Consider the following 12,010-nt stretch of genomic DNA (forward strand, 5'->3'; position numbering starts at 1 on the left):
GAAAATCTCTTCCTTTTTGGTATATTAATTTGTTTTCTTTTCCTTAATCGACTTCACTAATTTCATCATTTCCGCTCGTATATCTTCTCTTTTTACATTTAATTTTTCGGCAATTTGTTTAATGTCCATTCCATCTTTTTTCATCTTTAATACATCATCAAGAGGAGTATTGCTTTTTTGAGAGATGATTGTTAACACAGTAAGATGACGCAATTTGATGTTATATTCTTTCATTTTTTGCTTTAGCTGATCCGGTGTGGATTTTTGCATAGTTGCTAACTGTTGTAGCAGTGCTTGCTTTGTTTCTTTATTCATATGATGCTTTTTCAGCTTACTTGGATCTATACCGAAATGCTCGGCTGTTTTCTCCCAAGATTTATTTTGCTTATAGTAAGCTAAAACATCTTTTATTTCTTTATTACTAATTCTTGCAATATGAGCAGCTTTCCAAATTTCATGTTTGTTATAGCCGAGTTTTTCTAGCGATTGCATTTCTTCTTCTGAAATTGGGTTATGGTGATGCAGTGTTACTTCTTTTGGCGTGGCAGCGGATATAGGGAAGGTGGATATCCCGCATAATAATGCTGCCATAGTCATACAAACAGCGATTTTTTTGTACATGTAAACTCCTCCTAGATGGATAATGTAGAAAACTGTACACATATCATTTCCATAAAATGTGAAATACTTGTGAACAAGTTAAGTTTTTTTATTCACAGCATGGAATGACGTTTTTAGAAGTTTTCCAACATAAAACATTGATTAATAGTAAAAAACTAAGGTATAATCGAAATTGAAAATCAATATCAATACTAATGATAAGCTTATACATATAGATAAAAATAAGGGAGAGATAAATATGACTACATATACTTCCATCGCTAATGTGATTAAAGAAAGACGCTCTGTTCGTACATTTACAGACAAAGCAGTAGAAAAAGATTTATTAATTGAACTATTAAACGATGCAACATGGGCACCAAATCATAAGCACCGTGAACCATGGAATTGTAAACTATACATCGGAGAAGGCCGCAAGAAATTAGTAGATGCGGTATTAAACTCTTTCACAGAAGAAGAAAGAGCGAAACGCGGTAAAATTTTATCAGATCGTTTCTTAAGCACGCCTGCACAAATCGTTGTATATATGAATGAAGATCCACGTCAAATTCAGCGTGACGAAGATTACGCTGCAACATGTGCATTTATGCAAAACTTCCAACTTCTTGCTTGGGAACGTGGACTAGGTTGTGTTTGGAAATCAGGCGGATTAAACTACAATCCATTATTTATAGAAGGAATCGGTTTAACAAGAGGCCAACGTATCGTTGGAATTCTTCATATCGGCTATTTCGATAAAGCACCAGAAGGAAAAGCTCGTACTCCGATTACGGAGAAGATGGAGATTATTGAGGGTTAATAGATAAGACATTCTCGTTTTTGCGGGGGTGTCTTTTTATTATGCAATCAATCCTCATGAAAGCTTGTTTTTCATCATACACTTTCTTAAGGGAAAGTGTAAGGAGGGAAAATAATGAGAGCAAGTGACGATAAAGCACTGCAATATGCGATTGCGGAAATTACGGAAATTGCGACTGGATTTGGGCTTGATTTTTATCCGATGCGTTATGAAATATGTCCAGCGGAAATTATTTATACATTTGGTGCATATGGGATGCCGACAAGGTTTTCACATTGGAGTTTTGGAAAACAATTTTTCAGAATGAAATTACAATACGATTTAGGACTTAGTAAAATATACGAACTCGTTATTAACTCTGATCCATGTTATGCCTTTTTATTAGATACGAACTCGTTAATTCAAAATAAATTAATTGTAGCGCACGTTTTAGCGCACTGTGATTTCTTTAAAAATAATATTCGTTTTTCAAATACGAAGCGAGATATGGTAGAAAGTATGTCAGCGACAGCTGAACGGGTGAAAGCATATGAGCATAAGTACGGAAAAGAAGAAGTAGAAACATTTTTAGATGCCGTACTTGCCATTCAAGAGCACATTGACCCGTCGCTCATGCGTCCCAAACTTGCGTGGAGTATTGATGATTTAGAAGAAGTAGAAAAGAAAAAGGTATCACAATACGATGATCTATGGAATTTAGATGATCGAAACAAAAAGAGAGAACGATCCAATATACGCAAAAAGAAGAAGATCCCACCGCAACCAGAGAAAGACTTGCTCCTCTTTATTGAAGAATATAGCCGTGAGCTAGAAGATTGGCAGCGTGATATATTAACGATGATGCGTGAAGAAATGTTATATTTCTGGCCGCAGCTTGAAACGAAGATTATGAACGAAGGCTGGGCGTCCTATTGGCATCAACGCATACTTCGTGAAATGGACTTAACATCTGATGAAGCAATTGAATTTGCGAAATTAAATGCGGGTGTTGTACAGCCATCAAAAACAAGCATTAATCCATACTACCTCGGTATTAAAATGTTTGAAGATATTGAAGAACGGTACAACAATCCAACAGAAGAAATGAAACGACGAGGCGTAAAACCAGGATCTGGCCGTGATAAAATGTTTGAAGTACGCGAAATTGAATGGGACGTATCGTTCCTAAGAAACTACTTAAATAAAGATCTTGTTATGCGAGAAGATATGTACTTATTCCAGCGCCAAGGAAAAGAATATAAAGTAATAGATAAAGAATGGGAGAATGTGCGTGATCAACTCGTAAATATGCGGACAAATGGTGGGTTCCCGTACTTAGTAGTAGAAGATGGAGACTACTTAAAGAACGGAGAATTATACATTAAACATAGTTACGAAGGAATCGAGCTCGATTTAAAATACTTAGAAAAAGTATTACCATATCTTCATCAGCTATGGGGAAGAACGGTGCATATGGAGTCCATTGTGGAGAGTAAGGGCGTTGTGTTTTCTTATGATGGGAAGATGGTGCATCGGAAGTATGTGTGAGGGGAAGAACGGACATAGGATACTGTGTCCGTTCTTTTTATTTGGAACCAAGTTAAATATGCTATTCTTGAAAAAAGGGAGTTACATAGAGAAATGGAGTGATTTAAATGAGCAAAGTAGGGGTATATAAGGTTGATATTACACCGCCTGTAGGTATTGATTTTGTCGGATATCATAGAGAGACAGGAATAAATAATATTGAAGAGCGTATTTATGGGACAGTTTTTGTATTTGAAAAAGATGAACTGAAAACTGTGTTTATAAGTATTGATAATATTGGGATGTTAGTAGAAGATACGAATATGATTCGTGAGCGAGTAGCAAGTAGGCTTCATGTGCCATTTGAGCGAATAACGGTTGTTTATACTCATACGCATTCCGGTCCAGAGACAGTCGGTGATGATCCGCTAGTGCAGTCGTATAAAATGATTTTAGTAAATAATGTAGTACATGGTGCTGTTACTGCGAATAACAATTTGAAGCTATGTGAAGTTGGCTGGGGTGTTACGACAGGTGATATTGGGGTAAATCGAAGAGAGAGAACATCTGATGGAAGAGCGAAGATGGGAACAAATATAGATGGTGTTGTAGATAAGCGAATTGGTATGTTAGCAATAAGAGATGCTGAAACGAAGGAGTTATCTGGGATTTTAGTATTTTGTACTGCGCATCCGAATGTTTTAAAAGGAAATAGTGATGAATTATCAGCGGATTATCCTGGAATGACGAGAGAGATTTTAGAGCAGATAGTGAACTGCCCTGTTATTATCGTTCAAGGTGCCGCTGGAAATGTGAATGCGAAGTACCGCGGTTCAAGTGAAGCGTTAAAACAAATGGCCTATTTACTTAGTGGACATGTATTAATGATGTTGCCAACAGTTACATATAGCTCAATTGTAAATTTAAGGACAGTTTCGAGTATGATGCAAATGAAGTTGAAGGATATTCCTGAAATTGATGAGATACGAAGCATGGCTCGATTAGCCGAGAAGCAGTGGGGCGTGAATACGGATGAATGGCTTGCTATCGTTTTAGAGAAATATGAGCAAGGTATTCGGCGGTTAAGTATTGATTTAGAAGTGCAGTTGTTTCAAGTTAATGATGGTATGTTTTCAGGTTTACCGATGGAACCTTTTTCGGAAACGGCATTAGAAGTGAAAGAGAATCTTCAAAATGAATTAGCTTTCTTTGGTGGATATACGAATGGATATATTGGTTATTTACCAACGAAGGAAGAATTCTCATATGGTGGGTATGAAGTGGAATTAAGCCCTGTTGTGTATGGACCGGTTACGAATTTATTGATACCACCGGAGGAGAATACTGCGGAGTTGGTTGTGAAGAGAGTTATGGAATTATATAACGCGTAAAAAATATATTCAGTAGAATAAAATTTAAAGAAATTAATGATTTTTAATACATCTGTAGAAAATGAATCCATTTTGAAAAATATGAATCAAAATGGATTCGTTTTTTGTTTACCAGACAGGTCGTATATTTGATGATAATTTCTCTGTATTTTCTTTAGTAACGAATGTTGTTAAATCTTCTTTTAGCATTTGCATTCGTTCTGTGCCTATGTTTTCAATCCATCGCTGTTCTATTTCAGCTACTATTTCTTCTTTTGCTTTCATTACTGACAAACCACGTTCGGTTAAAACGATGATTTTACCTCTTTTATCAGTAGGATGTGTTTTGCGTGTAACGTAGCCATTACTCTCAAGAGAATCCACCATTTTACTTACAGCTTGTTTGGAAATCCCCAAATACTCAGCTAGCTCTATACCAGTTGCCCCATTAGGAAGGATGCGTTTGAACATAAAACCATGTGCTGGCCTAATATCTTCAAATCCTAATTCACTTAATTTGTCATGTAGCTCAGTGATTAATGTGCTAAATGATAATGATAAAAGCGATGTAAGATCTAACTCGTTGAATGTTTGGTCCATGTATATAACCTCCGCGCTTGTAGTCAATTAAGTTGACTATATGTAATACCTATTGTACTATACATAATATAGTCAATCAAATTGACTATATTATGTCGGTAGAACAAATAATGATTTATATAATATAGAATCAATGGAGGTTTCACATGGTTAATATCGTGAAAATTAGAGGGAGTGTATTTGCACCGTATGCATCGCTGGAACCTATTAAGGACCCTGCAACAGGAAGAGTGTTTGAATATGCTGGAGATGCACGTGAGTTTACACCACAAGCTGTGAACACAAAGCGTTCAAGGTTAGAACAAGAAGTGAATATTGATTTTTATAAAAGAGAAATTTTCACATATGCAGATGCTTGTATCGTCACCGTGAAGATTACAAATTCAGATGGCTCAATTGAGTATCAAAAGGGAGAAACAAGTACAGAAAACATTGTATGTACAAATATTGTATGGAGTGAAGATGAAGTTTCATTTGAAATGAGAGCAAGTGCAAGTAATCCTTTAAACGCAGCAGCACCTGCAGCTGATTATTTTTTGACTATACGAGCTAATGAAAGTGGTACTGTGAATATTGAAGGTGTACATGATGGTTTCCCTTGCTATGAATTTTATAAACAAGTAGATTTTGGTTCGTTTGAATTGATATACAAACATGATTTCAGAAAAACGGATGATACCCCAGCAGCACTAGCTGGAGAGATGGAATATAGCTTTAAAACGACAGTCTAAACATAAATATAGCGCTATTTTTTAGAAGGAAATAGAAAAGTAAAATAGAAATCTATTGGTTTTAGGATTGAAATTATGGTCTGTTTTATTTAATAAGCATTCAGCATCTAAAATAAAATTATAGAGGTGTTTCTTATGACTAATATCGTGAAAATTAGAGCCAGTGTATTTATTCCAATGTCTTGGACTGAGGCTAAGAAGGATATGGAAACAGGAAAAGTAATTCAATTCGAAGGTGATTCACGTGAATTCACACCGTATGCGGTAAATGCGATGCGCTCTAGAGTTGAGCAAGAGGTAGTAGTTGATTTCTATAAAGAAGAAGTGTTTTCATATGCGAACACGGGTATTACGACCGAGAAGATTACAAGTCCAGATGGTTCTGTGAGTAAAAGAACAGGGAAAGCAAGTACAGAAAATATTGTGTGCACTGATATCACATGGAATTCTGAAGGTGTGCAATTCAAAATGAGTGCGAGTGCAAGTAATCCATTAAATGTATACGCACCTCCTGTGGATTATGTATTAAATGTATGTGTGAAACAAGATGGTAGTATTGATATTCAAGGGGAGCATGATGGATTCCCTTGTTTTGAATTTTATAAGCAAGTAGATTTCGGTTCATTTGAAAAAATATATACACATGATTTTAGAGAAACTGGTGATACAGCGGCAGCCCTAGGCGGGAACATGGAGTATAGTTTTACAAAGAGATTATAGGAAGTATGACAATAGAACGATGGATTGATTCATTCGTAAAGAACTTGGAAATATCTAAGTTCTTTTTTTGTTTCAAATTTGTGAAAGAAAGACATATTGATTGAAATTAAATTTTTCATACTCTATCATATACCCATACAGGTATAGGTTTTTCTGTGTGATGCATGAGAAAATTAAATAATATGGAGGTTCGAAATATGTCTAGAAAAATTGTTGTAGTAGGCGGAGTTGCTGGCGGGGCATCAGTAGCTGCAAGGCTTCGTCGTTTAAGTGAGGAAGATGAAATTATTATGGTTGAACGCGGTGAATACATTTCGTTCGCAAACTGTGGATTGCCATATTATATTGGCGGTGTCATTACAGAAAGACAAAAGTTATTAGTACAAACTGTTGAAAGGATGTCAAAACGTTTTAATTTAGATATACGTGTATTGAGTGAAGTTGTAAAGATTAATAAAGAAGAGAAAACAATTACGATAAAGAATGTAACTACAAATGAAACATATAACGAGGAATATGATGTTTTGATTCTTTCACCAGGGGCGAAACCAATTGTTCCACCTATTCCGGGCATTGAAGAAGCGAAGGCGTTGTTTACGTTACGAAATGTACCTGATACAGATCGTATAAAAGCGTATATTGATGAGAAGAAACCACGTCATGCGACGGTTATTGGTGGAGGATTTATTGGAGTGGAAATGGTTGAGAATTTAAGAGAACGCGGGATTGAGGTTACTCTTGTAGAGATGGCAAATCAAGTGATGCCACCAATTGATTACGAAATGGCGGCATATGTACATGAGCATATGAAGGTGCACAATGTTGAGCTTGTTTTTGAAGATGGTGTAGATGCGTTAGAAGAGAATGGGACTGTTGTACGTTTAAAAAGTGGCTCAGTTATAAAAACAGATATGATTATTTTAGCAATTGGTGTACAACCAGAGAGTAGTTTAGCGAAAGATGCAGGATTAGCATTGGGAGTTAGAGGAACGATAAAGGTAAATGAGAAATTTCAAACATCTGACCCATATGTATATGCAATTGGTGATGCGATTGAAGTGAAAGATTTTGTTACAGAAACAGAAACGATGATTCCTTTAGCGTGGCCCGCTAATCGTCAAGGTCGCATGTTAGCAGATATTATTCATGGCCATACAGATTCTTTATATAAAGGTACAATGGGAACTTCTGTGGCTAAAGTTTTTGATTTAACAGTTGCTTCGACTGGGGTAAATGAGAAAATATTAAAACGATTAAATATACCCTATGAGGTAGTACATGTACAGGCAAATTCGCATGCAGGATACTATCCGAATGCTACGCCAGTACTAATAAAATTAATCTTTAATAAAGAAAGCGGAAAAATTTACGGAGCACAGGCTTTAGGGCGTGACGGGGTAGATAAGCGTATAGATGTTATCGCGACGGCAATGAAGGCAAACTTAACTGTAATCGATTTACCGGATTTAGAATTATCATATGCCCCGCCGTATTCTTCTGCAAAAGATCCAGTAAACATGGTGGGGTATGCCGCAAGTAATATAGTAGATGGTTTTGTGGAAACGGTACAATGGCATGAAATAGATCACATTGTTGACAATGGTGGATATCTTATAGATGTTCGGGAGCCCAATGAACTAAAACAAGGAATGATTAAAGGCTCTATTAATATTCCGTTAGATGAATTACGTGATCGATTGGATGAAGTGCCAATGGACAAAGAAATATATATCAATTGTCAACTTGGTATGAGAGGGTATGTTGCAGCGCGCATGTTAATGGAAAAAGGATATAAGGTAAAGAATGTAGATGGTGGTTTTAAATTGTATGGGCCAGTACTGCCAGAACGTGTTGTATATTGATATTTTTCATCTGCTACTTCAAGATTTAGTGGAAGATAAAAACTTATAGATTAAGGTTTTATTTTTTGTTTTGCGAACATATAAGGTGAAAATTTAAAATAGGGGTTTACAAAATACCCTATAGGGTATAATATATTGTCATAGGTTATAAATAGTGACATAATGGTAATGAGGTGATTATAGGATGGAATATAATCAAGATATGAAAAATAGATTGAAACGTATTGAAGGTCAAGTTCGTGGTGTGCTTCGTATGATGGAAGAAGGAAAGGATTGCCGAGAAGTTATTACACAGTTAACGGCATCTCGTTCTGCCCTTGATCGTACAATTGGGCTCGTTGTTGGAACGAATTTAGAGCAATGTTTGCGTGAACAGTTTGAAAGTGGTAATGGTTCAAATGAAGAGTTAATTAAAGAAGCTGTTCAATTACTTGTAAAAAGCCGATAATCTGTCAAACATAATTGTTGACAGATTTTCAAAAACATTTTAATATACCCCTACAGGTATATGTATATGAATTGTGGAGGAATCGATTATGAGTATAAAAGTGGATATGAGTTTAGATTGTAAAGGGTTGGCTTGTCCGATGCCGATTGTGAAAACGAAGAAGGCGATAGAAGGATTAGCACCAGGGCAAGTGATTGAAGTTAAGGCAACAGATAAAGGATCTACGGTAGATATAAAAAGTTGGGCGGATAAAGTAGGACATCAATATATAGGGACGAAACACGAGGGTGATGTATTGGTGCATTATGTTAGGAAAGCAAACGAGCATGAAGTGAATGAAGTTGTGAAATATCCTCATACAATTACGAATGCAGAATTACAGTCTATATTGTCTCATGGAGAAGAGAGCATTGTATTAGATGTTCGCGAAGCAGCGGAATTTGCTTTTGGCCATATTCCATCCGCCATTTCGATGCCATTAGGTGAATTAGACAGCGCAGTATTAGATAAGACGAAGCAAATTTATGTTGTTTGTCGAACTGGTAACCGTAGTGATGTAGCTTGCCACATGTTGAAAGAGAAAGGTTATGCAAATGTGAAAAATGTCATTCCAGGCATGTTAGAGTGGCAAGGGAATATAGAGAAATAAATTTTTTTGAATAAAAATATACCTACGGGGGTAATAAGATGAATGTTAAACCGTTACAAGCAAAAGATGTTGCAGAGAAAGTTTTATTCGGAGAGTTATTCATTTTAGATGTTCGTAATGAGGCGGATTATGAAGATTGGAAAATTGAAGGGAAACAAGTTTCTTCTATTAATAGACCTTATTTTGACTTGTTAGATGGTGTAGATCATATTGTAAGTGAATTACCTAAAGATAAAGATGTTTTAGTAGTATGTGCAAAAGAAGGGTCTTCTATATTTGTGGCAGAGCAATTAACAGAGGCTGGATTAGAAAATATTTATTATTTAGCTGGTGGCATGAAAGCTTGGAGTGAATATGTGAAGCCGTTAAAAGTAGGGGATGTACAGGGCGGAGGAAGTATATATCAATTTAATCGTCTTGGAAAAGGCTGTTTATCTTATATGGTCGTTTCAAACGGTGAAGCAGCAGTTATTGATGCGGTAAGGACAGTCGAGGCATATGAAGAGTTTGCGAAAGAGCATGCTGTTACGATTACGAATGTAATGGATACACATTTACATGCAGACCATATTTCTGGTGGGCGTAAGTTAGCGGAAAAGGTAGGTGGTACGTATTGGTTACCGCCAAAAGATGCCGAGGAAGTCGTTTTCTCATATGAACCACTTGTAGAAGGATCTGTTATTACGGTGGGGGGTACAAAAATTGAAATTGACGCGTTATACTCACCAGGGCATACGATTGGAAGTACGTCATTCATTGTAGATGATTCTTATTTATTATCAGGCGATATTTTATTTGTAGATTCAATCGGGCGTCCAGATCTTGCTGGTAAGGCTGAAGATTGGGTAAGTGATTTACGTAATACTTTGTATAGCCGATATAAAGAGCTATCTCAAAATTTAGTTGTGTTACCGGCTCATTATTCAAAAATAAGTGAAATGAACGAAAGTGGTATTGTTAGTGCAAAATTAAAAGATTTATTTGAGCATAATGCAGGATTAAATATTGAGGATGAGGGAGAGTTCCGTAAAGTTGTAACAGAAAACTTACCACCTCAGCCAAATGCATATGAAGAAATTCGTCAAACCAATATGGGTAAAATTCACCCAAGTGTGGATAAAGAGCGTGAAATGGAGATTGGTCCAAATCGTTGTGCAGTGCACGAATAATGAAATAAATAAAAAATGGAGGAATTGATGATGAATATAAAACAAGTGTTAGATGCGAAAGGTTTAGCATGTCCAATGCCGATTGTAAGAACAAAGAGAGCAATGGATGCTCTACAAACTGGAGAAGTGTTAGAAATACATGTAACGGATAAAGGGTCAGTTAAGGATATTCCAGCGTGGGCAAATAAATGTGGTCATGACATCGTAAAGCTTGAAGAAGAAGGCGATGTGCTGAAGTTTTGGATTAGGAAGGCGTAGTGAAGCAATAGTTTTGTAAATATAGAGAGGTTGGTTATATGAACACAATATTAAGTACACTTTTCATTGTACTTGCTGCATGGTTTGTTATTTCACGATTTTTACCAGTGAAAGGTGTTCAAAATATAAATGGCAAAGAATTGAAAAGTATAGTGGGGAAAAAGGGAAAGTATTTTATTGATGTCCGTACAGTAGGTGAATATAGAGGGAATCATATGAAAGGCTTTCAAAATATCCCCCTAAATGATCTAGCAAGTAAGGCGAATCAATTAGATAAGAATAAGGAAGTAATCATTATTTGCCAAAGTGGAATGAGAAGTAAGCAAGCAGCAAAGGTATTGAAAAAACTAGGGTTTCAGCAAGTAATAAACGTTTCAGGTGGTATGAATGGTTTGTGAGGAGGAAATTTAAAATGAAAGAAATGACTACAAAAGAATTAGAAGAAAAATTGTTGCGTAAAGAAGCGGTAAATATTGTGGATGTACGTGAAGTAGAAGAAGTAGCTGAAGGGAAAATTCCAGAAGCATGTAATATTCCACTAGGACTATTAGAGTTTCGTATGAATGAATTAAATAAAAATCAGGAATATATTATCGTTTGTCGTTCAGGCGGGAGAAGTGCAAGAGCTGTTCAATTTTTAGAAAGTTACGGTTTTCAAGTAATCAATGTGGTAGGTGGTATGTTAGCCTGGGAAGGAAAAGTAGAATAGGGAGAAACAATTTTTACAAATGAAAATACCCCTATAGGTAATTGGAGGGAGAACAATATGGAACAACAGAAGAAAACAACAATCGTTTTATTTAGCGGAGATTACGATAAAGCAATGGCTGCTTATATTATTGCAAATGGTGCAGCGGCGTATGATCAAGAGGTAACTATTTTTCATACTTTCTGGGGATTAAATGCTTTAAGGAAAGATGAATATGTGAATGTAAAGAAAACATTTATAGAAAAAGTATTTGGAAGAATGATGCCACGCGGTGCTGATAAGATGGGGTTATCCAAAATGAATTTTGCTGGTATGGGACCAAAGATGATTAAAGGCATTATGAAAAAACATAATGCAATGCCTTTGCCAGATTTAATTGATTTGGCAAAAGAACAGGGGATTAAACTTGTAGCTTGTCAAATGACAGTAGATTTATTAGGGTTAAAAGAGGAAGAGATTATGGAAGGCGTAGAGTTTGCAGGTGTAGGGGCATATTTAGCAGATGCTTCGGATGGGAATGTAAACTTATTCATTTAATCACCTTCTTTTTAGAAGGAGGGGGATGTAA

At 36.1% G+C, this 12,010-nt stretch carries 15 protein-coding genes; 13 read left to right on the plus strand and 2 right to left on the minus strand.

Going from position 1 to position 12,010, the window contains the following annotated elements; genetic code table 11:
• Positions 1-24 precede the first annotated feature (24 nt).
• Positions 25-621, minus strand: coding sequence for a hypothetical protein (locus GBN91_RS20500; protein ID WP_069604139.1), 597 nt, complete (start codon positions 619-621; stop codon positions 25-27).
• A 238-nt stretch (positions 622-859) separates the two neighbouring features.
• On the opposite strand from GBN91_RS20500, the gene GBN91_RS20505 reads away from it, so the two are divergent.
• The 3 genes from GBN91_RS20505 (at position 860) to GBN91_RS20515 (ending at position 4,317) form a co-directional block, all read left to right on the plus strand.
• Positions 860-1,420 carry a nitroreductase family protein gene (locus GBN91_RS20505; RefSeq protein ID WP_000214821.1) on the plus strand — a complete coding sequence of 187 codons (561 nt, stop codon included), beginning with the start codon at positions 860-862 and terminating at the stop codon, positions 1,418-1,420.
• Positions 1,421-1,534: 114 nt separating this feature from the next.
• Entirely contained in the window at positions 1,535-2,947 is a 1,413-nt protein-coding gene (spoVR, locus tag GBN91_RS20510; protein ID WP_001202719.1) for a stage V sporulation protein SpoVR, read from the plus strand.
• Between the two features lie 107 nt (positions 2,948-3,054).
• A complete protein-coding gene (locus GBN91_RS20515; protein ID WP_063535697.1) occupies positions 3,055-4,317 on the plus strand; it encodes a neutral/alkaline non-lysosomal ceramidase N-terminal domain-containing protein in 1,263 nt (420 codons plus the stop codon).
• Between the two features lie 108 nt (positions 4,318-4,425).
• Here GBN91_RS20515 and GBN91_RS20520 read toward each other — a convergent pair whose 3' ends face one another.
• On the minus strand, positions 4,426-4,896 hold the full coding sequence (locus GBN91_RS20520) for a MarR family winged helix-turn-helix transcriptional regulator (RefSeq protein ID WP_065224725.1): 471 nt from the start codon (positions 4,894-4,896) through the stop codon (positions 4,426-4,428).
• Between the two features lie 146 nt (positions 4,897-5,042).
• Between GBN91_RS20520 and GBN91_RS20525 the strand changes: the two genes are divergently transcribed.
• The 10 genes from GBN91_RS20525 to GBN91_RS20570 all read left to right on the plus strand — a co-directional run bounded on the left by GBN91_RS20525 (position 5,043) and on the right by GBN91_RS20570 (position 11,979).
• Complete coding sequence (locus GBN91_RS20525) at positions 5,043-5,627, plus strand: DUF3238 domain-containing protein (RefSeq protein ID WP_152122125.1); 585 nt, start codon at positions 5,043-5,045, stop codon at positions 5,625-5,627.
• Between the two features lie 135 nt (positions 5,628-5,762).
• Positions 5,763-6,347, plus strand: a complete 585-nt coding sequence (locus GBN91_RS20530) for a DUF3238 domain-containing protein (RefSeq protein ID WP_006914827.1) — start codon at positions 5,763-5,765, stop codon at positions 6,345-6,347.
• Between the two features lie 197 nt (positions 6,348-6,544).
• A complete protein-coding gene (cdr, locus tag GBN91_RS20535) occupies positions 6,545-8,209 on the plus strand; it encodes a CoA-disulfide reductase (protein ID WP_152122127.1) in 1,665 nt (554 codons plus the stop codon).
• Positions 8,210-8,393: 184 nt separating this feature from the next.
• On the plus strand, positions 8,394-8,657 hold the full coding sequence (locus GBN91_RS20540; protein ID WP_000456206.1) for a metal-sensitive transcriptional regulator: 264 nt from the start codon (positions 8,394-8,396) through the stop codon (positions 8,655-8,657).
• An 88-nt stretch (positions 8,658-8,745) separates the two neighbouring features.
• A complete protein-coding gene (locus GBN91_RS20545; protein WP_152122129.1) occupies positions 8,746-9,306 on the plus strand; it encodes a sulfurtransferase TusA family protein in 561 nt (186 codons plus the stop codon).
• 38 nt (positions 9,307-9,344) lie between these two features.
• The gene (locus GBN91_RS20550) at positions 9,345-10,475 is read left to right on the plus strand and encodes an MBL fold metallo-hydrolase (protein WP_113303567.1); all 1,131 of its coding nucleotides are present in this window, start codon (positions 9,345-9,347) and stop codon (positions 10,473-10,475) included.
• 27 nt (positions 10,476-10,502) lie between these two features.
• Complete coding sequence (locus GBN91_RS20555) at positions 10,503-10,733, plus strand: sulfurtransferase TusA family protein (RefSeq protein ID WP_002093886.1); 231 nt, start codon at positions 10,503-10,505, stop codon at positions 10,731-10,733.
• A 38-nt stretch (positions 10,734-10,771) separates the two neighbouring features.
• Entirely contained in the window at positions 10,772-11,131 is a 360-nt protein-coding gene (locus GBN91_RS20560) for a rhodanese-like domain-containing protein (protein WP_113303568.1), read from the plus strand.
• 14 nt (positions 11,132-11,145) lie between these two features.
• Positions 11,146-11,442 (plus strand): rhodanese-like domain-containing protein, encoded by a 297-nt coding sequence (locus GBN91_RS20565; RefSeq protein ID WP_113303569.1) that lies wholly within the window; start codon positions 11,146-11,148, stop codon positions 11,440-11,442.
• 57 nt (positions 11,443-11,499) lie between these two features.
• Positions 11,500-11,979 carry a DsrE/DsrF/DrsH-like family protein gene (locus tag GBN91_RS20570; RefSeq protein WP_000437746.1) on the plus strand — a complete coding sequence of 160 codons (480 nt, stop codon included), beginning with the start codon at positions 11,500-11,502 and terminating at the stop codon, positions 11,977-11,979.
• Positions 11,980-12,010: the final 31 nt, after the last annotated feature.

The sequence above is a fragment of the Bacillus sp. B1-WWTP-T-0.5-Post-4 genome (assembly GCF_009183795.1).
GTDB classification, from domain to species: Bacteria; Bacillota; Bacilli; order Bacillales; family Bacillaceae_G; genus Bacillus_A; species Bacillus_A cereus.

Coding starts and splice junctions, on each gene's coding strand:
- GBN91_RS20500 (WP_069604139.1), bottom strand. CDS start 621: ATGTACAAAAAAATCGCTGTTTGTATGACTATGGCAGCATTATTATGC.
- GBN91_RS20505 (WP_000214821.1), top strand. CDS start 860: ATGACTACATATACTTCCATCGCTAATGTGATTAAAGAAAGACGCTCT.
- spoVR (WP_001202719.1), top strand. CDS start 1,535: ATGAGAGCAAGTGACGATAAAGCACTGCAATATGCGATTGCGGAAATT.
- GBN91_RS20515 (WP_063535697.1), top strand. CDS start 3,055: ATGAGCAAAGTAGGGGTATATAAGGTTGATATTACACCGCCTGTAGGT.
- GBN91_RS20520 (WP_065224725.1), bottom strand. CDS start 4,896: ATGGACCAAACATTCAACGAGTTAGATCTTACATCGCTTTTATCATTA.
- GBN91_RS20525 (WP_152122125.1), top strand. CDS start 5,043: ATGGTTAATATCGTGAAAATTAGAGGGAGTGTATTTGCACCGTATGCA.
- GBN91_RS20530 (WP_006914827.1), top strand. CDS start 5,763: ATGACTAATATCGTGAAAATTAGAGCCAGTGTATTTATTCCAATGTCT.
- cdr (WP_152122127.1), top strand. CDS start 6,545: ATGTCTAGAAAAATTGTTGTAGTAGGCGGAGTTGCTGGCGGGGCATCA.
- GBN91_RS20540 (WP_000456206.1), top strand. CDS start 8,394: ATGGAATATAATCAAGATATGAAAAATAGATTGAAACGTATTGAAGGT.
- GBN91_RS20545 (WP_152122129.1), top strand. CDS start 8,746: ATGAGTATAAAAGTGGATATGAGTTTAGATTGTAAAGGGTTGGCTTGT.
- GBN91_RS20550 (WP_113303567.1), top strand. CDS start 9,345: ATGAATGTTAAACCGTTACAAGCAAAAGATGTTGCAGAGAAAGTTTTA.
- GBN91_RS20555 (WP_002093886.1), top strand. CDS start 10,503: ATGATGAATATAAAACAAGTGTTAGATGCGAAAGGTTTAGCATGTCCA.
- GBN91_RS20560 (WP_113303568.1), top strand. CDS start 10,772: ATGAACACAATATTAAGTACACTTTTCATTGTACTTGCTGCATGGTTT.
- GBN91_RS20565 (WP_113303569.1), top strand. CDS start 11,146: ATGAAAGAAATGACTACAAAAGAATTAGAAGAAAAATTGTTGCGTAAA.
- GBN91_RS20570 (WP_000437746.1), top strand. CDS start 11,500: ATGGAACAACAGAAGAAAACAACAATCGTTTTATTTAGCGGAGATTAC.